The sequence below is a fragment of the Blautia stercoris genome (assembly GCF_054657695.1).
In genome coordinates this window covers 1847637-1868690 of sequence record NZ_BAAHYF010000001.1, presented here as the reverse complement: position 1 = coordinate 1868690, position 21054 = coordinate 1847637, and the positions used below count along the sequence as shown (strand labels likewise).

18 protein-coding genes and 1 pseudogene are annotated in these 21054 nt (G+C 36.6%); 13 read left to right on the top strand and 6 right to left on the bottom strand.

Going from position 1 to position 21054, the window contains the following annotated elements; all coding sequences use genetic code 11:
* Positions 1 to 68 precede the first annotated feature (68 nt).
* The 6 genes and pseudogenes from ACYQ2D_RS08940 (at position 69) to ACYQ2D_RS08915 (ending at position 3158) form a co-directional block, all read left to right on the top strand.
* A complete protein-coding gene (locus ACYQ2D_RS08940; protein WP_008976866.1) occupies positions 69 to 278 on the top strand; it encodes a DUF6462 family protein in 210 nt (69 codons plus the stop codon).
* Between the two features lie 111 nt (positions 279 to 389).
* Positions 390 to 563 (top strand): hypothetical protein, encoded by a 174-nt coding sequence (locus tag ACYQ2D_RS08935; protein ID WP_009246937.1) that lies wholly within the window; start codon positions 390 to 392, stop codon positions 561 to 563.
* A 33-nt stretch (positions 564 to 596) separates the two neighbouring features.
* On the top strand, positions 597 to 1832 hold the full coding sequence (locus ACYQ2D_RS08930) for a site-specific integrase (protein ID WP_204454946.1): 1236 nt from the start codon (positions 597 to 599) through the stop codon (positions 1830 to 1832).
* Positions 1833 to 1985: 153 nt separating this feature from the next.
* Positions 1986 to 2453, top strand: a pseudogene (locus ACYQ2D_RS08925) (lysine--tRNA ligase); the annotation flags it as partial.
* 314 nt (positions 2454 to 2767) lie between these two features.
* Positions 2768 to 2953, top strand: a complete 186-nt coding sequence (locus ACYQ2D_RS08920) for a DUF6440 family protein (RefSeq protein WP_117457123.1) — start codon at positions 2768 to 2770, stop codon at positions 2951 to 2953.
* Between the two features lie 25 nt (positions 2954 to 2978).
* On the top strand, positions 2979 to 3158 hold the full coding sequence (locus ACYQ2D_RS08915; protein WP_054752407.1) for a hypothetical protein: 180 nt from the start codon (positions 2979 to 2981) through the stop codon (positions 3156 to 3158).
* A gap of 253 nt (positions 3159 to 3411) precedes the next feature.
* On the opposite strand, the gene ACYQ2D_RS08910 is transcribed toward ACYQ2D_RS08915, so the two are convergent.
* The 4 genes from ACYQ2D_RS08910 to ACYQ2D_RS08895 are packed head-to-tail and all read right to left on the bottom strand — an operon-like array spanning position 3412 to position 7558.
* On the bottom strand, positions 3412 to 4497 hold the full coding sequence (locus ACYQ2D_RS08910; protein WP_459785215.1) for a glycoside hydrolase family 172 protein: 1086 nt from the start codon (positions 4495 to 4497) through the stop codon (positions 3412 to 3414).
* 15 nt (positions 4498 to 4512) lie between these two features.
* Positions 4513 to 5352: a carbohydrate ABC transporter permease gene (locus tag ACYQ2D_RS08905; protein WP_022302649.1), complete on the bottom strand. Its 840-nt coding sequence runs from the start codon at positions 5350 to 5352 to the stop codon at positions 4513 to 4515.
* Between the two features lie 21 nt (positions 5353 to 5373).
* Positions 5374 to 6249, bottom strand: a complete 876-nt coding sequence (locus tag ACYQ2D_RS08900) for a carbohydrate ABC transporter permease (protein ID WP_022302650.1) — start codon at positions 6247 to 6249, stop codon at positions 5374 to 5376.
* Between the two features lie 46 nt (positions 6250 to 6295).
* Complete coding sequence (locus ACYQ2D_RS08895; protein ID WP_117457127.1) at positions 6296 to 7558, bottom strand: ABC transporter substrate-binding protein; 1263 nt, start codon at positions 7556 to 7558, stop codon at positions 6296 to 6298.
* Between the two features lie 200 nt (positions 7559 to 7758).
* On the opposite strand from ACYQ2D_RS08895, the gene ACYQ2D_RS08890 reads away from it, so the two are divergent.
* Both ACYQ2D_RS08890 and ACYQ2D_RS08885 read left to right on the top strand, forming a co-directional pair.
* Entirely contained in the window at positions 7759 to 9555 is a 1797-nt protein-coding gene (locus tag ACYQ2D_RS08890; protein WP_459785213.1) for a sensor histidine kinase, read from the top strand.
* A gap of 2 nt (positions 9556 to 9557) precedes the next feature.
* Complete coding sequence (locus ACYQ2D_RS08885; protein WP_459785211.1) at positions 9558 to 11144, top strand: response regulator; 1587 nt, start codon at positions 9558 to 9560, stop codon at positions 11142 to 11144.
* Positions 11145 to 11270: 126 nt separating this feature from the next.
* Here the strand turns inward: ACYQ2D_RS08885 and ACYQ2D_RS08880 are convergent, their stop codons facing one another.
* On the bottom strand, positions 11271 to 12176 hold the full coding sequence (locus tag ACYQ2D_RS08880; RefSeq protein WP_459785209.1) for a helix-turn-helix domain-containing protein: 906 nt from the start codon (positions 12174 to 12176) through the stop codon (positions 11271 to 11273).
* 165 nt (positions 12177 to 12341) lie between these two features.
* Here ACYQ2D_RS08880 and ACYQ2D_RS08875 point away from each other — a divergent pair, with 165 nt between their 5' ends.
* From ACYQ2D_RS08875 to ACYQ2D_RS08865, 3 genes are all read left to right on the top strand, one after another.
* Positions 12342 to 13556, top strand: a complete 1215-nt coding sequence (locus ACYQ2D_RS08875; RefSeq protein ID WP_459785208.1) for an MFS transporter — start codon at positions 12342 to 12344, stop codon at positions 13554 to 13556.
* A 286-nt stretch (positions 13557 to 13842) separates the two neighbouring features.
* Positions 13843 to 16020: an SF1B family DNA helicase RecD2 gene (gene recD2, locus ACYQ2D_RS08870; protein ID WP_459785207.1), complete on the top strand. Its 2178-nt coding sequence runs from the start codon at positions 13843 to 13845 to the stop codon at positions 16018 to 16020.
* A 62-nt stretch (positions 16021 to 16082) separates the two neighbouring features.
* Complete coding sequence (locus tag ACYQ2D_RS08865) at positions 16083 to 16838, top strand: metallophosphatase (protein ID WP_459785206.1); 756 nt, start codon at positions 16083 to 16085, stop codon at positions 16836 to 16838.
* Between the two features lie 117 nt (positions 16839 to 16955).
* On the opposite strand, the gene ACYQ2D_RS08860 is transcribed toward ACYQ2D_RS08865, so the two are convergent.
* Positions 16956 to 18161: a hypothetical protein gene (locus ACYQ2D_RS08860; protein WP_459785205.1), complete on the bottom strand. Its 1206-nt coding sequence runs from the start codon at positions 18159 to 18161 to the stop codon at positions 16956 to 16958.
* Between the two features lie 528 nt (positions 18162 to 18689).
* On the opposite strand from ACYQ2D_RS08860, the gene ACYQ2D_RS08855 reads away from it, so the two are divergent.
* Together ACYQ2D_RS08855 and ACYQ2D_RS08850 are read left to right on the top strand one after the other, a co-directional pair.
* A complete protein-coding gene (locus tag ACYQ2D_RS08855; protein WP_459785203.1) occupies positions 18690 to 20105 on the top strand; it encodes a helix-turn-helix domain-containing protein in 1416 nt (471 codons plus the stop codon).
* Positions 20106 to 20263: 158 nt separating this feature from the next.
* Positions 20264 to 21049, top strand: a complete 786-nt coding sequence (locus ACYQ2D_RS08850) for a hypothetical protein (RefSeq protein WP_459785201.1) — start codon at positions 20264 to 20266, stop codon at positions 21047 to 21049.
* Positions 21050 to 21054 lie beyond the last annotated feature (5 nt).

Genomic DNA, 21054 nt, shown 5'->3' with positions numbered 1-21054 from the left:
TCCTTTCGTTATATGAGAAGACAAATTTGTTTTCTTTCTTATTCATAAATGGAAAGGAGTTTTGTGAAATGGGTTTTGCAAGAAAAGATGTGGAAGCTACTAAGAAAATGGAAAAGAAGTTCGTGAGATATCCAGAAGGTGCGGAGAAATATAGTTTAGGATTGACAAAATTTCAGGCATTAGCAAAAGAGGCGAAAGCAGTCTATAAAATTGATAAAGTAGCTTTAGTAAATTGTGAGATATTTGAAAAATATTTGGAAACATTCCGAGAGTATTAAAATTTTAAGAGAGAAAATAAGAGAGAAGAACTTCTATAGTTTTCTGCATTTTTAATTGACTTTATGTCATACAGAAAGTATAATGTTGGTATAGGAGGTATAAGAGCTGAAATGAAAAAGATGGGAAGACCAAAATCAGACAATGCAAAGAAGAAAGTATTAAGCATTCGTGTTCCTGATCAGCTATATTCCCAGATGCTTGCATACGCCGAACAACATAAAATGAATACAACGGACATTGTCCTAAAAGGGGTAGAGATACTTTTATCCGAGCAGAAAAAATAGTAAGTGCTTCTCTCTTAAGAGGAGGAAACTATTATGGCGAAAGTCAGAAAAGATTTGCGAGGAAGATCTTTACGCAAAGGAGAAGTACAAAGATCATCAGATAAAAGATACATGTACACCTATACAGATCCGATGGGCAGACGTAAATTTATATATGCTAACGATCTGGCAGAACTAAGAGAGAAAGAAGCTAAACTGATGAAGGATCAGTTGGACGGATTGGACCTCTATGTTGCTGGCAAGGCAAGTGTGAATGATACGTTTGATCGGTATATGTCCACGAAGTATAATTTGCGTGAATCTACAAAAAGTTCATATTTATATACGTACGATCATTATGTACGTGATACCTTTGGAAAAAAGCGGATTGCAGATATAAAGTATTCTGATGTATTGCAGTTTTATTATTATCTTCTTAATGAAGTAAAAATTTCATTGGGAACATTAGATACTGTTCATTGTTTGCTTCATCCAACATTTCAGTTGGCAGTGCGGGATGAGATTATACGAAATAATCCTACTGATGGAGTAATGAAAGAAATCAGCAGAGAATCCGGGAAGAACAGAGGAATCAGACATGCATTGACAGTAGAGCAGCAAAGAGCATTTATGGAATATATTGCGAACCATCCGATATATTACCATTGGTGGCCTATGTTTACGGTGTTGCTTGGAACAGGATGTAGAATTGGTGAGGCATTAGGGCTTCGATGGCAAGACCTAGATTATGACAAAAGAACAATCAGTATCAATCACAGTTTGAGTTATTATCAAAAACCAGAAAGCAACAAAAGTGTATTGAGAATATCCAAACCCAAAACAGAAGCGGGAATTCGTACAATTCCAATGCTGGATATTGTGAAAGATGCTTTTGAAATGCTTTATGAAGAACAACTGGAAAATGGTTTTAATGAATCAGAAATTGATGGAATGTCAGGATTTATTTTTTGTAATCGTTTTGGAATGGTTCCAAATCCACAAACAGTCAATCATACGATTAAGCGTATAGCAAATAGTTATAATGCAGACGAAGTGGTACGAGCTAAAAGAGAGCGAAGAGATCCTATTATACTACCTAATTTTTCTTGTCATCATCTGAGACATACTTTTTGTACACGACTTTGCGAAAATGAAACAAATTTAAAAGTTATTCAATCCATTATGGGACATAGAAACATTGAAACAACAATGGATATTTATGCGGAAGCAACAGAGGAAAAGAAACAAGAGTCATTCGAGAATTTAGCAACAAAATTAGATATTTTTTGAGAAGTGCTTAGTAGAACGGATGACAACAATTTGTTTGATTTACAACAAATTGACAACAAAAAGAACTTAATAATGAAGAATAGTGAAGAATATATAAGGTTTATAAATTTGGACAATATAGTATAATAACGCATCCCGAAGAATCATGAAGAAAACGTGAAATCTTTCCCGACAATGAAGTCACAGGGTGCTGCTAAGAACGAAGCAAACAATGCAGCACAGGAAACAAAGCCAGTTGAGAAGATTGATTTTTCCAAAGTAAAAGTTGAGCCATTATTCGAAGAAATGGTTGATTTTGATACTTTCAGCAAGTCAGATTTCAGAGCTGTAAAGGTAAAAGCATGTGAAGCAGTTAAGAAATCCAAGAAGCTGTTACAGTTCACTCTGGACGATGGAACAGGCACAGATCGTACCATTTTAAGCGGTATTCACGCTTATTATGAGCCAGAAGAACTGGTTGGAAAAACACTGATCGCTATCACAAACCTGCCGCCAAGAGCTATGATGGGAATTGATTCCTGTGGAATGTTACTTAGTGCAATACATGAGGAAGAGGGCGAAGAAAAACTTCATCTTCTGATGGTTGATGACCATATTCCGGCAGGTGCAAAGCTCTATTAAGATGAGAAAACTGAGCCTTGCGGCGGTGTGCGCTTGCGAACACCGACATAAGGCGAAAAACGCACGGAGACGCCAGTCGACGTGATGTAAAGATGTACCGTTTTACCGAATAGACGGGACGTACTTCATTTGATAAAAAACTAAAAAAACAGCGATTTACATCAAACTTACATCATTTGATGCAGAAATCGGTGCAAGCAAGAAAAAATCGCATAATTAGTGCAATGAGTGGGCAATTCCAATCGGAGTTGCCCATTTTTAAAACAAACAGAAATACAAATCGGGATTTAACGTTTGAGAAAAGAGGAGTAAACATGGCAAAGAAAGAAGAAAGATTTGAAGTTACATTTAGAGACGGAAGTGGGCTTAAAGATGAAGGAATTCGTCAAATTCTTGTAGATAAGGAGACTGGGGTTAACTACCTTTGTTGGAACTCCGGATTTGGAGCCAGTATTACACCTCTTCTGGATTCGGAAGGAAAAGTCATAGTCACAAAGTAAAATCGGGAATTAAAGGATAAAACTAATGAAAATCAAAAAGGTAATTATAGGAGTCACTATCGGAATAATCGCAGCAATACTTTGGAGCGTTGTTTTCATAAACTCATTAAATAGCATGGCTGGAATTGGAATCGGAATATGTCTGGGTATATCTTTTGGCATATCTGGCAGTCTTATTTTTTCAAAAAAAGATAAAGATAAGTGATGATACAACTTCCTGTTTGCCAACTTGCCCTTTGAGAGAGGAGAAATCCTTTTCTCAAAGGGCTTTTTCTATTTATACAGATATTCGCAAACTACAAGATAAAGCCAAAACTTCATATACTCTAAGCACAAGGAGGTTGAGGTTTATCAAAGATTTTATTTATTTCCCGGATAACTTTGCCGGAGAAGTTGCACCGCCGGACAAGGTGAAGTCGGAGGTGGACACAACTTGAGTATTTATTTTAAAAAGTTTCTTATCTAGGCCATCTGCCTTTCTTATCCATCAACGGTGCAAACGCCTGATGTGGTTCACTCTGGTACCAATAAGCAACACTTGCAACATCATCCTGTCGTTCAAACAGGCCTTTATAACATACTCCAATCTGCTGAATCGTAACTTTTAAATCTTCTTCAAAGCAAATCGGATCCATCAAATGCCAGCGATAAAAGCCTCGCATCGGTGGGCAGTCATCATTATGATAAGGATTATGCACCAGTTCATCATGTGCGGAATAATAAGGGTATCCCAAAAATGGAGAATTATAAGTTTGTTCTACCGTCTTTCCATTTACCTGATGTGCAAAGCTCCAGGAGCCACCAAAATAGTCCTCGGTTCCGGTACCACAGATAGTTGGATATTCGTCATCTCCATCAATATAAAATTTAACTTCGCCTTCGCCCCACCAATATCTCTCAAGTGTTGTCAAAGCAAGATAGGTACCAACATAATGGCCTTTTCCTTTGATATTGTCCAAAATCACATAATCCTTTGCGAGTTCGGTAATTCTTTGACGTCTCCACTGTGCATGAAAATAAGCGGTATCTTCCGGTAACTCATCGTATAAACAGTAATCTACCTGATAGAAGAATGCAGGAATTGGATTATCATGCTGATTTTCCAAAGTGATTTTTGCTTTTTTGCGGAATGGCATTTCAAAATAGCTGTTAAAGCCTCTGTTTGGAACGACAGAAATCGGCATAGAAGTCACAAGACATTCTCTTGCAAAACCGCAGCAGAAAAAGTCACCTAAAGGACTTTCAACAGATGGAGTTTCTTCATCATCCCAGTACATGCGAAGTACTAAATCGCGAAGTACATAACAATCGGCATCTGATGTTTTATTATCAACCGTAATCCAGATATGCTGGATAATACCCGGTCCATCCATTTCAGCTAATACGACCGTTTCATTTGGCATAATATCTTTTAAACATGGACTTCCTTTTCTGGAAGGACCAAGATGGCTTGCTGCCATCCCGCCCTTTCCTTTTTCACCAGTTGGATTTTCTGCATTTATCGCTCTGGATCTTCCATTTTTTAATCTAAAAATATCTGACATTATCAATTCCTCCGTTTACTGTTTTACACCGCCTGCCATGACACCTTCCATAATCTGTTTTTCAAAGATTAATACGAAGATAACGATTGGTAACAGGATAACACATCCAACGGTACTAATCAAATCCCATGGCATACTATATGAGGTTTCTCTTGGGATTGTGGTAATTGCAACACTGAGTACTTCTATTTTCTGTGCAAAAAACAATGGTGTAAACAAATCGTTAAGGCAGTTGATAAAATTAATGATTAAGATTGTTGCAATTGCCGGTTTCATTAAAGGCAGCGTGATATAGAACAGTTTCTGGAACATATTCGCGCCATCAATCTCTGCAGCTTCATCCATTGAAACTGGAATTTCACTTAAAAAGTTGCCTAAAATTAACATGGTAAATGGAATTAACGCACTTGTGTACATGATAACCAGTCCTGGGAAGGTATCAATTAATCCGAACTGTTTCATTAAATCGTATAATGGTCTTGCGGTTACGATTCCCGGAATCAAAGCAGAAGCCACGATTGCAGCATATACAAGAGTAAGTCCTTTTCCGGAATAACGAGTAAATGCATAAGCGGACATCAAACAGATTACAGTGGATAAGATTAATGAGCACACGGTAATAATTGCAGTATTTAAAATCTTTTCGCCCAGATTCATTTGTGTAAAGATCCGGATATAGTTATCCAGTGTCGGGTGCTTCGGTATATAGTGAATTGGGGAACTAAACAATTCATCTGCCGGCGAAATAGATGATGTAAAAATCCAAAGTAATGGAAGTAAAATAATAAAGGCAACGATCAAGATTAAAATCCATTTGAATACAGATGCCAGAATTCTTTTGTTTTTTGGTTTCATTTTCCACATCTCCTTCTATATTTAATCAAATTTCTTTATCGCCTTAAGCTGGATAAAGCTTAAAATAGTCATAACGATAAACAAGCAAACCGCGATTGCAGATGCATATCCAAGATTTAAGTTTGTAAAGGCTTCCTGCATAATTCGATATGCTAACAGTGAGGTTGAATCTCCAGGACCTCCTGAGGTCATCGCATATACTAAGTCAAAACTTGTCAATCGCCACATAGTAAAGAAGATAGAAAGACTTAATATTGTTTTCATAATGTTTGGCAATGTGATGGAAAAGAAGGAACGGATTGGTCCGGCTCCATCAATTTTTGCCGCTTCATAAATGTCGGCTGATAAAAACTGCAGTGCAGCAAGTACTAAAATTGCGAAGAATGGTAAATCTTTCCATAAGTCAACTGCGATAACTGCGCCCTGTGCAGAATTTGCATGCACAAGCCAGTCAAAGTGAAAGTCCGGAACAAATTTGCGGATTAGATCATTGATTAATCCGTATGCGTCGTTGAATGCCCATCTTGCAGCAAGTCCGGCTACTACCATTGGCATTGCCCATGGAATCAGTACAATAGTACGTAAGAATTTTTTACCTTTAATCTTCATATTTAACATTAATGCAAGAATTACGCCGAGTATCAGATGGAAGAACATGGATACTACCGTAAATATTACAGTAAATCGAATAGAAGATAACAATTTTTGATCGCTAAAGATTTTAATATAGTTTCCTAATCCGATAAACTGAAAGTCAGTTCCTTTTAACAAGCTCATGTCATAAGTGCTGTTGATAAAGGTCATAATGATTGGATAAAGTGTTGTAGATGCTCGTACAATCACTACCGGAAGCACCAGAAGCCATGCGATCCATAGTCCCTTTGTCTTCTTTTTCATTGCTATTTACCTCCTGTGAAATCTCTGAGATACGATATGAACGACTTTATTTTACGACATAAGTATCAACAGATTGCTGTGCCTTTTTACAAAATTCATCGAGTGTTAATTCATCAGATACATACTGCTGGAATAAAGAACCCATATCACTGATGAATTCCATTGCCTGAGGAGCCATAGGACGCGCAAGCAGTTCAGTATCTGCTACGTATTCTCTGATTTCATCCAAACCTGGCAGATCCATTGCAGCTAACTCATCGCTTTCCAATACATCGGTTCTTGCCGGCAGTCTGGAAGTCATTTCGGTGTAATCCAGCTCGCCCTGTTCACTAGCTGCGTATTTAAGGAACTTCTCTGCGGCTGCTTTATTTTTGGAAGCACTGTTCAGGACATATCCCCATGTAGACATATAAGCGGTTTTGTTCTCAAATGTTGGCATAGGTGCAATGTGCTGTTTATCCGCACCATATTTTCCGGAATTAACAAAAGTCTGGATTGCACCTACGTACATGAAAATCGAAGCGTAGTCGCCATCAAAGAATTTCTGCATCATTGGGTCATACTGATCGGCAAGCTGAGAAATCGGAGTTTCATTATTCTTCATCATGTCGTACATGAATTTTACCGCTTCCTGCGTTTTCGGATTAGTCCAATCATAGTAATCTCCACCAAATAAGTTTACAAACGTTCCGATTGAGTTAAATACATAAGTTTTTTCCCATGCATCGCCATATCCGTATTTGCCGTCTGCTGAGTTTGCTTCTACATATTTCTCGAAGTCTTCTTTTGTTTTAATCTCAGTAAGACCTGCGTTTGCCATCTTTTCTTCATCTACCCAGAAAGCAAGAATATCCATAAAGCAAGGAACAGAATAAGCATTATCGCCAACCATTGTCATTTCTTTCATATATTTCTCCGGGAAATTCTTCATAACTTCCGGTGTCATGACCGTATCCTGAAGTGGCTCTAAGTATCCGGTGTTTTTAAATGCACTCATCATTTCATCATTGATTGTAATCACGTCGATGCTGTCATCGCCTGAGGAAAGGATGGTTGTGATTTTGGCCTGACGGTCGTCTGTGTTGGTTGGACACGCAATTGTTTCGATTTCCAGACCGGTTGCTTCTTCGGCTTTCTGGATATATTCATCAAATGCTTTTCCATAAGTGGTGTCCTGTGTCATTAAAGTGATTTTGTTGGAATTTTCATTTTGCTTGGCTTCTGAGCTTCCTCCTGATTTTCCGCAGCCGCTACAAAGGCCAACGAGCATGGTTGCTGTGAGTAATACACTAACGATTTTTTTCTTCATTTTCTTTTACCTCCAATGTTTAATATGTACTTTCGAAATTTTTCTGTCACTGATTTTTGTTGACTTAATCATAAAAAAATACAGGTCAAAAATAAATATATTTTTTTATGCATGATTTATATTATTTTTCGTTTTTGATGTAAATGATTGTATTTTTTAGTTTTTTTGATTAGAATTAGGCTGGAAGGAGTGATACATATATGCAGTTTGCTAAAAGATTAATCAATACCATCAAAGAACATTTTCGCTTAAAGCTACTCATTTGCTTTATTCTCTGTGCGATTTTTCCCCTTTTTGTATTGGGAACGATTTCTTACAAAATTTCTTACAATATAGCAAAAGACAACATGCTAAAAGAAACCAAAATAGCGTGTGAAAAAAATCAAAATCTGCTTGAAAATCGAATGACTCAGATAGAGAGCTTAGCAGATTCGATTCATTTTAATTTATGTGTGTTATGCACAACCCCGGAACAGCCGATGTCAAAATATCTTGATACCCTTTCCTCGGTGCGAAACAATATTACTTCGATGGCGGATTCATTTAATATTTATCATGTAAATGTTTTTCTGCCGGAGGACAGTTTTGTGTCAAATGAAGGAATCACGTTTTGTTCTTTATCGGAAATGGAAGATTATAGAGTACAGTTAAGTGATTTTGCCAATCAGGGAATTAAACCGAAGTGGCTGTTTCAGAAACGAGTGAAGTTTCCATATATGGTAAGTAAAAACAAAAATCCCGTAGGCGTACTTTCATGCTATCGGTCTGCCCAAATTAATTCGCAACAATATTGTTTTGCACTTCATATAACGAGCGATGAATTAAGCTACTATTTGGACGAATTTTCAAAAGAGAATCCTTCTGTTTCTTACATAATAGATGCGGAGGGAACCATCTTAGCAAGTACGGATCAGACACAAATCGGTACGTCTTTGACTAATGAAAAACGGAATGCGCTTACCCAAAATAGAAAGACGTCTCATATTTCATATAATGAATGTGAAATCATTTCAGCACCGGTACACAACCAGCTGTTTTTGATTACTGAGACACCGGATTACTATATTCGTCAAAGTGCATCGCTTCTTGTAAAAATGATTTTCGTGTGTTTTATAATTGTGGTTCCGTTGACGATGTTTGCAATTATCTGGGTAGCGGATCAAATGACAAATAAAGTAAATCGTTTGTCACATTCTATGTCTGAGCTTAAGATGGACAACGTCATAGATGCAACACAGATTAATGAGTTGGTTCCGGCAACTTCTTCTCATTTAGATGAAATTGATACGCTGACGGTTACTTGTGCTAACATGATTACAGAGTTAAATGCGAGCTTTGAAAGTAATCTAAATTTAAAAATACAAGAAGAAAAATTGAACTATCAGTTGCTGCAGTCACAAATTAATCCTCATTTTTTATATAATATTTTGGCATCTGTGCAGAATTTATTGTCATTGGGGGAAATTAGCAAAGCAGATAAAATGCTTGCTGATTTATCACGGTTTTACAGAGGGCTGTTGCGCACCTCAAATGATTTGATTCCGATTAAAAAAGAACTGGAAATCGCATGTTTGTACATGGAGATGGAGGCATTATGTAAAGATAATTTGTTTGATTGGGATATAGAGCTGGAAGAAGGCATCGAAAACTTTCTTATTTGTAAATTTACCTTACAGCCGATTTTGGAGAATTCAATTCAGCACGGTTTAAAAGGCAATGGAATCCATATGCATATCCATATTTCTATCACATATGATGATGATATGATTGAAATCATAATTTCGGATGATGGAATGGGGATGTCTCCTGAGAAATTAAATGAAATTCAGGAAAGCATTGAATCCAAACAGATTCATTATGAGAAGCATTTTGGTATCAGCAATATCAATTCACGAATCTGTTCTTCCTTGCAAGGTCATGGTACACTTAGAGTAGAGAGCAATAAAGATTCAGGAACAACGATTCATATCAGAATTCCGCAGTTACTGGAGGATTAGTAATGTACAAAATTATGATTATAGATGACAATCATATCTCTGTTGATGGGATTTGTCATAATATTGGCTGGTCTGATTTAAATGCAGAAGTTGTTTGTAAAGCTTATGATGGGCAACAGGCACTTAATTATTTGCAGAATAATCCGGTAGATTTGATTATTTCAGACATTGAAATGCCACAGTTAGATGGGTTATCGCTTGCCGAAAATGCACTGAAACTGAATTCCTCTATAAAAATTATCCTGATCAGTGCATTTGATAAATTTGAATATGCCAAACAAGCGATACGGCTGGGAGCATTTGATTATATAGAGAAGCCACTTGATTATGCTTATCTGGAAGAAATCATTCGTAATGCGCTTGATATGCTCGATAAAGAGCAGAAGAATCTTGCAATCTTAAAAAAGAGTCGTCCAATCATGGTTGACAATTTTTTTCATAAATTAATACAATCTTCAAGTGATGAAGCGCGATATACACTTTCAGATTATGCAAATTATCTTCAATTAAACCTGGAATATCATTACTATCAGGCGATTGTCATTCGAATACAAAACGCAGCAGAAATCAAAGAAAAAAACGGAATTGAAGAGTATCATATAAAGTTAATGAGTATGTCGGATACGATAGGGGAACTTTTTAATAAAAACTTTGCTTTGGTGCATACTTTGTCAACCTTTGATGAAATCGTGTTGCTGCTTGGGCACAATTATTCAAATCCAAAATACTTCTACAGTACGTCATATGGATTGTTGACAGAATTAATACAACTGTATAAGCATCATCTTTTCGAAATAAATATTGGAATTGGCAGCATTGTTAAATGTTTGTGGTCGTTGTCGTCTTCGTATTCAAATGCATTAAAATCACTGGAATATCGTTTTTTCTTTCCACAGAAAGATATCTTTACAATCAGTGATACAGTAGACAAAGATTATACTGTAGAGTTATATGAGGTTTCCGGAAATGAAGAACTGATCCAGCTGTTGTGTAAAAATGATTTGGATGGAGTAAAAAAATGGATTCTCTCATTTTCAGAAGAATTGACGCAAAGCTATAAAAACAAACAATTTATCTTTTTGCGTGTCTATCAGCTTTTGGGGCATTTACTGAAATTTCTTTGTGACATGGGGCTTAACATCAATGATATGGAAAAAGATATTATTAAGACGTACCAACAGCTTGATGCGTTCTCGACAAGTACAGAAATTTTCCAATGGCTGTTTCGCTTGTGTCAGACAATTTCTGATGAAATGAACCTTTCAACGAAAAGCCATCAAGAGCATGTTTGTGCTGCAACGTTGGAGTATATACAGCAGCATTATCAGGATAACACATTATGTTTGAACGAAATTGCGGAAAATGTACATATCAGTCCGGCGCACCTTAGTGCGCTATTTAAAAAGCAGCGCCAGCAAAATATTTCGGATGTAATTGCAGACATTCGGATTGAAGCAGCGTGTAGTTTATTAAAAAATACCAGTCTTCCATTGAAAGAGATAAGTGCGAAAGTAGGCTATTCAAACCAATATTACTTTAGTTCTTGTTTCAAAAAGAAGACCGGTAAAACACCTTCTTCGTACAGATAAAAAATAATCGGCTGCTTTCTGTATTATTTTCAGGAAGCAGCCGATAGCTTTCTACTCGGAGATTATGCTTTTTATTCGGTTTTGAAACAAAAAAGTTCAAATTCTAAAGTTCGTGTAGCTACAGCATTATAGAGCAGCTGCTTTTTGAATTCGATATTCCGTAGGTGTCACTCCATAATATTTTTTAAATTGCTTACAAAAATAATCAACCGTTTCAAATCCAACGTTTTCAGCGATAACAATTACTTTTTTCTTTGTTGTAGTCAAAAGAATTGCTGCTTCCTGCAATCGATATTTTAGCAAATAATGCAACGGTGTATCATGAAGATATCTGTGAAACAAGTTTAACGCCGTGCTTTTGCTTACCATGGCCTGTTCGGCAATCTCTTCTAAAGAAAGTTTTTGGTCAAAATTTCGGTGAATGTATTGCATCATAAGTTGCAGTCGACCTTGTGATGAAACAATATTTATTTGTTTTTCTTTTGATAAATCTTCTTTTACATGGGAATAAATCAGATGCCAAAGTTCTTGTACAAGGCAAGAGGTGAGCAGCTCCATTTCGCCTTCTTCTATTTGGAGTGATATTATTTTTCTCATAATATGTAAAGCTTCTTTTTGCCAGGGTATTTCCGGTGAAAAAAACAAACAATCTAATGCTGATTTTTCAATGGGTTCAACGTATTTCTGGTAAATTCGACTGTTTGAAGCTGCAATAAATGTTGGAAGCAGTAGGAAATTTGGAATGACGGCTCCTTTTTCAGAATAAAAGCGATGAAGAATCCCGGAATTAACCCAGAATCCTTGCCCTTCAGTTATGGAAAACTGTTTTTCTCCTGCCAAAAATACAGCATTTCCTTCTTCAACAAACACAAATTCGAATTCGTTATGCCAGTGCCATTCGATGCAATTAAAATCAAATAAAGACAGATTGTCATAATAAAAGTGAAATGGATAATCGCTACGACCATGCTGAATTGTTTCCATCATATTTTCATCTGTCAAAATTTTATTGTAGTAGGTGTTATAATCCATGTTTTTTCTCCGTATTTCTTCTCCATAATTTTTGAATTTACGATATTATACAATAAATATCTGATATATTCCAGTGAAAAAAGAGTGAGATTGTGTTATTGTACAGTAGACGTTTTTGTGAAAAAGAACGTAGAATAAAAAAATAAGCAGAAAGGAAATTTTTTAATGAAAAGCAAGTATAGAAAAACATTAATTGCCTGCTATTTAGGATTCATCACTCAGGCAATCACTGCAAACTTTGTGCCGCTGTTGTTTTTGATGTTTCACAGGACTTATCAGATTTCACTTGGTAAGATTGCTTTTATTTCAACAGTGTTCTTTTTTTCACAGTTGCTTGTGGATTTGTTTTGTGCAAAGTATGTAGATAAAATTGGATATCGCAGAAGTGTTGTTGCATCTGAAGTATTGTCCGGAGTAGGTTTGATTGGGCTGGCTGTTTTACCGGAGCTGCTGCCTTCTCCTTATGTTGGAATTTTAGTCAGTGTTATGATTTATGCAATTGGAAGTGGGCTTATTGAAGTACTTGGTAGTCCAATTGTAGAAGCATGTCCGTTTGATAATAAAGAGAGTGTTATGAGTCTTTTGCACTCATTTTATTGTTGGGGTTCAGTTGGAGTAATCTTGCTCTCTACTTTATTCTTTGCAATTTTTGGAATTGAAAATTGGAAAATTCTTGCATGTATTTGGGCAGTGATTCCATTGTATAATATCTTTAATTTTCTTTCTTGTCCGATTGAATCTTTGACGGAAGAAGGAGAAGGTATGAGTATCAGCCAATTGTTCCAAATCCCTATTTTTTGGATCGCAATTATTCTTATGGTTTGTGCCGGAGCAAGTGAAATTTCTATGGCACAGTGGGCATCTGCTTATGCAGAATCCGCACTTAATATTCCAAAGAGTCTCGGAGATATTGTAGGACCGTGTCTGTTTGCAGTCATGATGGGAGTTAGTCGTTCATTTTATGGAAAATACGGTGAAAAATTAGATTTGATAAAATTTATGATTGGTTCAGGAGTGCTTTGTCTTGTTTGCTATTTGCTTGCAGCATTAGGTCCATTTCCGATTTTAAATCTTGCAGGTTGTATCGTATGTGGCTTTTCAGTCGGAATTATGTGGCCGGGAACAATTAGTATTACTTCCGGTAAAATTCCGCTTGGAGGAACTGCCATGTTTGCATTACTTGCGATGGCAGGTGATTTGGGTGGCTCCATTGGACCTGGTGTGATTGGGGTTGTGACTCAGAATGCAAATGATAACCTGAAAGCCGGCATGTTGGCTGCCTGCGTCTTTCCGGTAGTTCTGATTTTATCGGTTCTTTTTATTAGAAAAAAGAGAGCTGAAATTAAGCCAATAAATCAAAAAACAGAATCTTTTTTATGAGATAAAGTTTGAGGTGCTCGCAAAAAGCGGCACCTCTTTTTGCGTTATATTATTTTGTTTTGATAGGATTCTGAATTCATTTGATATAATTGCGAAAACAGACTATACTTAGGATAATAAGGTTTGCGTTTGCAAGATAAATAAGCCAAAGCGGAGGAGGAAAACAGTGTCAACTACCCACCTCCCAAGGGAAGTGGGGGTTCGCTTATGATAAACGAAAGGATGTCATGCGGCTTGTGGTATTTTGCAAATGTCTATAGATACCCATGGTAGAAAGGAAACGTTTATGGAGCATTTGCGTTGTGTAGTAGAGCGAATTACATATCAAAATACAGAGAATGGCTACACAGTTTTGAAATGTGCTGTGAAAAATTATAATGACCTTGTAACTGTGGTTGGCACAATGCCGGATACTCATGTTGGTTCCGTATTATCGCTCGACGGTATGTGGAAGATGGATGCCAAATATGGACGGCAGTTTTCTGTACAGAAATTTGAAGAAACTCTTCCTGCAACCGTATATGGAATAGAAAAATATCTGGGTTCTGGTTTAGTTAAGGGTGTTGGACCGAAGTTTGCAAAGAGAATCGTGGAAAAATTTGGAGAAGATACCTTAGATATTATAGAAGAGACACCGGACGAACTGCTGAAAGTGCCGGGAATAGGAAAAGTCAGAGTGGATCGGATAAAAACGAGCTGGCAGGAACAAAAAGAAATCAAGAATATTATGCTGTTTCTGCAAGGTCATGAGGTCAGCACTTCTCATGCAACGAAAATTTTTAGAACGTATGGAAGTGAGAGCATTGCCATTGTAAAAGAAAATCCGTATCGGCTGGCAGATGACATCTGGGGCATTGGATTTAAGACAGCGGATTCGATTGCGCAAAAGATGGGAATTGAGAAAGGAAAATTTGTCCGACTGCGCAGTGGTATTTTTTATACCTTAAATAAACTTGCAGAGTTGGGGCACTGTTATGCTACAAGAGAACAGTTGATTGAAAAGGCCAGTGTCCTTCTGGAAGTAGAACAGCCGGAACTGGAGATTACATTAGACGAAATGCTCCGTACGAATGATATCATTCGAGAGGTGTTTGAAGAAAAGGAAGCGATATATCTTCCACCTTATTATTTTTCGGAAAGTGGATGTGCAAAGAGACTGGTTCATTTGATGTCAGGCAGACAAAAAAAGTGTGAGAATCCGGAAAAAATTTTGGAGAAAGTGGCACAATCATCCCAAATTACTTATGATGAAATTCAGTGGCAGGCGGTGAAAACAGCCATTTCATCTAAAGTTATGGTGTTGACCGGTGGACCGGGAACCGGTAAGACAACGACAACATTAGGAATTATTTCCGCATACAAACAGGCAGGGTGTGAGATTATTTTGGCTGCGCCCACAGGAAGAGCCGCAAAGCGAATGTCCGAAGCAACGGGCATGGAGGCAAAGACCATTCACCGCTTGCTGGAATATAAACCACCGGAAGGCTACCAGAAAAATGAAGATCATCCGTTGGAAGGGGACGTTTTGATTTTAGATGAGTGTTCTATGATTGATATCATGCTCATGTACAATCTTTTAAAAGCGATGCCGGAGCAGATGTCTTTGATTTTGGTTGGAGATATTGACCAGCTGCCAAGTGTAGGTGCAGGTAATGTCTTAAGGGATATCATTGATTCGGGACGAGTTCCGGTGGTGCGTCTTAACCGGATTTTCCGTCAGGCACAGGGAAGCCGGATTATTATGAATGCACATCGAATCAACAAAGGGGAAGGGATTGATATGCGTGGTGGAAAAGATGCAGATTTTTTCTTTGCGCCAAAAGAAAGCAATCAGGATGTCGTAAATACGATTGTCCAATATTGTAAGACAAACCTGCCACGATATTATCATGTAGATCCTTTGCAGGACATTCAGGTATTGACTCCGATGCAGAGAGGAGAATGTGGAGCGATTAATCTGAATCAGGTACTGCAGGAAGCAATGAATCCATCAAAAATCTTTTTGCGAAGGGGTGGAACGCAGTATCGGCTGAATGATAAAGTTATGCAAATTCGAAATGACTATGAGAAAGAAGTATTTAATGGAGATATCGGTACAATTACAAAAGTAGACATGGAAGAGCGGGAATTGACCGTTTTATTTGAAACAAGGGAAGTTGTTTATGATGTGACAGAACTGGATGAACTGATGCTTGCTTACGCAGTTACAATTCATAAATCACAGGGAAGTGAATATCCGATAGTCGTCATGCCATTTACGATGAGCCATTTTGTGATGTTACAGAGAAATCTTCTCTATACAGGAGTGACCAGAGCGAAAAAAATTTTGGTACTGGTTGGTGAAAAGAAAGCAATTTATTATGCGATAAGAAATGAAACGACGACCAGAAGAAATACCTGTCTGGCAAGGCGTTTACAGTCGGATAGTGAAGAATCAAAGGAAGTAGAAATACTGCGTTCATGAGCAAGTAGCGAAACGGATTGTGAAAGTCTGCTTTATAGAAATTTCAGAAAGGAGAATTTCGGATGATTTACATTACAGGAGATTGTCATCGTGAATACAGGAGATTTAGTACTCAAAATTTTCCGGAACAAAAAGGAATGACCAAAGAGGATTATGTGATTGTCTGTGGGGATTTTGGCGGAGTATGGAGTTTTGAAAAAGAAGATAAAGAAGAAAAACATCTGCTCGACTGGCTGGAAGAAAAACCATTTACGACGCTGTTCGTGGATGGGAACCACGAAAATTTTGACCGGCTTTATGGATATCCGATTGAAAACTGGCATGGTGGAAAAGTGCATAAAATCAGACCCTCGGTATTGCATTTAATGCGTGGACAGGTCTTTGAAATTTGTAATAGAAGCATTTTTACCTTTGGTGGAGCAAGCAGTCATGATATCAGCGGTGGGATTTTAGAGATGGATACATCGAATTTTCACAGAGAGATAAAGCGTTTAAATCGAGTGGGAATACCGTACCGTATTAATCATTGGAGTTGGTGGGCACAGGAACTGCCATCCAAAGAAGAGATGGAAGAGGGACGAAAGAATCTTGAAGAGCATAATAATACGGTGGATTTTATTGTGACGCACTGCTGTGCTTCGAGTACTCAGCAGCTCTTGGGGAGAGAGAGATTTGAAGATGATATTGAGACAAGATATTTGGAGGAGATACGACAGAGCACAAACTTTAAGAAATGGTTTTTCGGGCATTATCATGACAATCAGAACGTGACAGAAAAAGAAATATTGTTGTATGAGCAGGTGATAAGGATTGCATGATATGATGTGATTAAATTATAAAAAGACGCTGCCCCGTAGAGGTTGATTTTTCTATGGGGTGGCGTCTTTTGTTTGGTTACTGACATCGGTCAAAGTCAGTCAAGATGTTGATTGATTTTAGGTGGTGTCTGATACCGATTTTTGCCGATTCCTTGACACCGATTCCTGTTGTTGTTTGAAACTCTTAACGAACTCAGGATATTCTTTCTGGTGCATTTGATGGTTCTTTATGAAAAGATTAAAGTGTTCAGGTTCACTTATGATTTCCTGTGATGGATATAAGCTGTTTTTGCGTATTTGAAGAAGAACATTCATTCTTTCATTTTCATCTGGAATAAAATAAGAATTACTGCTTATAAAAGATTCAAGGAATACTGAACAATTAGTAAATACAGCTTTATCAGGTGCTAAAAGTCTTTTTAGTGTTTCGTCTTTACGCAGGTCTTCCAGAGTGTCTTGGTCTATGACGATTGGAGTAGAATTTAGTGATAAAATTCCACGTAGCATATTGGTTGTATTAAGATTATCAAGATTTTGTCGGACTCGGAATAATGCCATTTTTTGAAAGAGTGGTTCATGAGTTTTGTTAGTGGAAAAGGTCAGCATACCAGCAGGAATATAATATCGAATATCAGAATTTAAATTTAAATATCGAAACATAAGAGCCATAGCCCTGCGACCAGTATCGTCTGAAATGAAACTATATGCTATAGATGGATTTTCAAGAAGTTTCAAATCACCAGTGAGTTTAAACGGAGGCATAGGGTCTCCACAAAAAGTTGTATTTGTTTTTATTTCTTCAAAAGTTACGATGGTGCGTCCTTCGGTTATGTTAACATTCATTTTAGCTTCTTGAATTTTGCCATCTTTAATAGGTTTTAAATGTTCTTGATGGTGTTTGGGATTAAAATAATAACAATAGTAGTCATAAGCATGATACTGATTGGTAAGCTGATGAATCCCAGAGTCTTTAAGTTTCCCTTTTGTAAGACGGGAAAAGTTAAAGTCAGATGGAGAAGGAGTCTCTGTTGTTTCCGGAAGCTCACAGATACTCCATAAAGGAATATCAAAAATCTGCGCAAGTGCGACAAGCTCTGGAAGTTTTACTTCTCTGTCGGATTCACCATCGAGCATAGCGCGTATTTTACTGGGTGAGGTTTTGATATTAAACCGTTGAAACATCATATCTGCGATACCGGAATAATTTAAAGTCTGTTCCCCGAGAGCCCGTTCAAAATCTCTCTTCCATTTAAATAATCGTTTCTTTACAAGGGAATTATAATCTTGATTTCCGTTTGAATTATCTGAAGATTTAGAGTTCATAAAAATTCCTCCCAATAATAAAAATTTAAAGGAGTATAACTATTTTCATCATATCATTGGTACGACAGGAGTTCAATGCGAAAAAATGCCAAAAATGAATCATATTATATCAAAAATAAAAAATATAAAAATCAAATCTGTTATAAATAAAGTTAATAAGACTAATGATAAAAAATAATAAATGTGATAATATTACAGTACATCAGATATCTGACCTTTCTAAAATCTTTTTAATAATCAGAGATTTTGAATTTTAAAAGAACAGAGTTTCAATTTTAAGATAGTAGAGTTTCAATTTATGGAAAATTAGAGAAAGATGAAAGTATAAAATTATGTTTAAATAACAAGTGTAAAGGACAAGGGATAAGTTTTTAGATGGTAAAAAATAAGGGAGCGTGGTATTATGTATAAGTGACTTTGCAAAAATGGATTTATAAAAATCAGAGATACAAAAGAGAAACAGAAGAAAAAATCTGATAGAGAAGAAAAAATTAAGAAAGAAAATATATCAGAGGGGAAACGGAAAATATGAGCGAATTTTCAACTGTATTATCGCGGTTCGTGAAAGAGAAAGATGTCAACGTATACCGTCTGGCAAAATATTGTGGATATGACAGAGCTAATCTTTATAAAGTAATGCGTGGAGAGCGGAAACCGCCGAGTCTGGAAGTTTTAAATCTGTTGTGTGAATATATGCATCTTTCACCGGCGGAGGAAGAAATTTTAGAAGAAAATTATGAGATTACAATGGTAGGACACGATAACTATTATCGAAGAAAAAATGTAATGAAATTTTTTTCTGACTTTTCAATGACCAGTAACTTGGAAAATGTACTGCCAACAGTAGAAATTAAAGAGGACTTTGAAATTCCAAATTCAAGTTATATGCTGCTTCGCGGCAATTATGAAATTAATTCTGCGCTTTTTCATATTATTGCAGATGAAACAAAAAACCAAAAAGGACATATTCAGATACTGGCACAGCCGGAACATGCGTTAGGAAATTTGTTGGCAATGCGTGGAAATACTTCAAACGAAATAATAATTGACCATATTATCTGCCTGGATAACAAACCGGAGATTGCATATTCAAAATCAAATTATACGTTAGATTGTCTGAAACATATTCTTCCATTATATAATTACAATTACGATTATAACACCTGGTATTATTATGCAGACCTTGGTTCATTGGGAAGAAATTTCTCTGTATTTCCGTATATGATTTTAACTTCAAAATATGTATGTATGCTGTCGGATGATTTGCAGGACGGATATTTAAGTAATGACCCGGAACTGATTAAAATGATGAAAGAGCGTTTTGAAAAATACCGGAGACGGGCTCATCGGTTAGTGGAAAATGTGCAGGGTGAAATTGAACAGCAGTATATGATTATGGGAATGTTAATGGCAAATCCTTATCCGAAATATGCATTTCATATGTCTCCATGTATGATGGCAGTATTAGACAGAGAATTGATTGAAAAATATCTGGTGCCTCAGCTTCCACAAAGAGAAGAATTAGTTGAGGTGTTATGTGAATATATTTCAAATCTTCAAAAACAGGATATGACTTATGTCTGCTCAATGGAAGGAATTTTACAGTTCATTGAAACAGGAATCATCAGTGAATTTCCGAAAGAAATGTATCAGCTTCCGGATAAAGAAGACAGAATGGAGTTAGTGAAGCGACTTTTTGATGAAGAAAAAGCCGGAAAAGTACATATTTTGAAAAAAAACATTGGAGATTTAAAGGCAGAATTATATTTATGCATTACACCGGAAAGCGGATTGCTGCGATTTGCAGTTCCATCTAAGAATGTTTTAAAAGATATTTCCTTAGAAGAATCAGGTTTGGTTTCGGTGTTCTATGACTTCTGTGAAAATTTAAGCCCGGAATTATTTTATTCGGAAGAAGAAGCAAAGAGAATTATTTTCGGATAAATGTAGTTTTAAAATCAAGCACAGAAGAATTATGAGAGTACATATAATCAGAACAGAGTTTTTTGGAAGAAAAAGCCGGAAAGCTCTGTTTTTTGTTGTACAAAAGTAGAAAAACAGGTAAAATAAAAGAAAAATTGTCGAAAACAGGGGGAAATGATTTGAAAATTTGTATGAAATGCAAGAGAGCATTTGAAGACGAAAAGAAAGTTTGTGATTTTTGTGGGGAACCACTAATTGAAATCAGAGAAACGGATGGGGTAAAAAAAGAAAGAATAAAGAAAAATCCAATGGCATTTGCAGTAATAGGGATTGCAATCGCATTGGTGGCGGGACTTGGAATTGGTTCGCTGACAATGAAACAGCTTGTAACTGGAAAAAATGAAAAAAGTGCGGTGCAAAGCGTTGAAACAGATGAGGAAAACGTGCTCGGAGAAGTAAAAAAAGAAAAAGGTGTTTCAATTGAAGATGAGGAAGAGGAAACGGACGAAGATGAAGTGCCGGAAATTAAGGTAGGGGAAACCTGGACTGTGGATGGACTGTGGAAGGTTACGATTAATTCTGTGACGGAAACGGAGGAGAGACATACAGACACAAGTTATGATGGAGATAAAAATCCAGAAGCAGTTTATATTGTAGATTATACGTATGAAAATTTAGGATATAAAAGTGATTCTTCAGGATTAGGTATTGATTTAAGTGGAGTTTATAGCCAAATTGTAGATTCAGATAAAGAAATGGGGTATAGCTATTATGTTTATGTATTATCAAAGCTTACTTCACCTGATTATGTACCAGTAGGAGCAAGAATGACCGCACAGGTAGCGATAGGAGTGAATCATAAGGGAACATTTTCTATTTTATATGAAGGGCGTGTAGAAGATAGAGAAAATTTGTATGATTCTAAAATTTACAGAGTAAAGTTTATTTGTGAAGTGAAGGAGTAAAGATT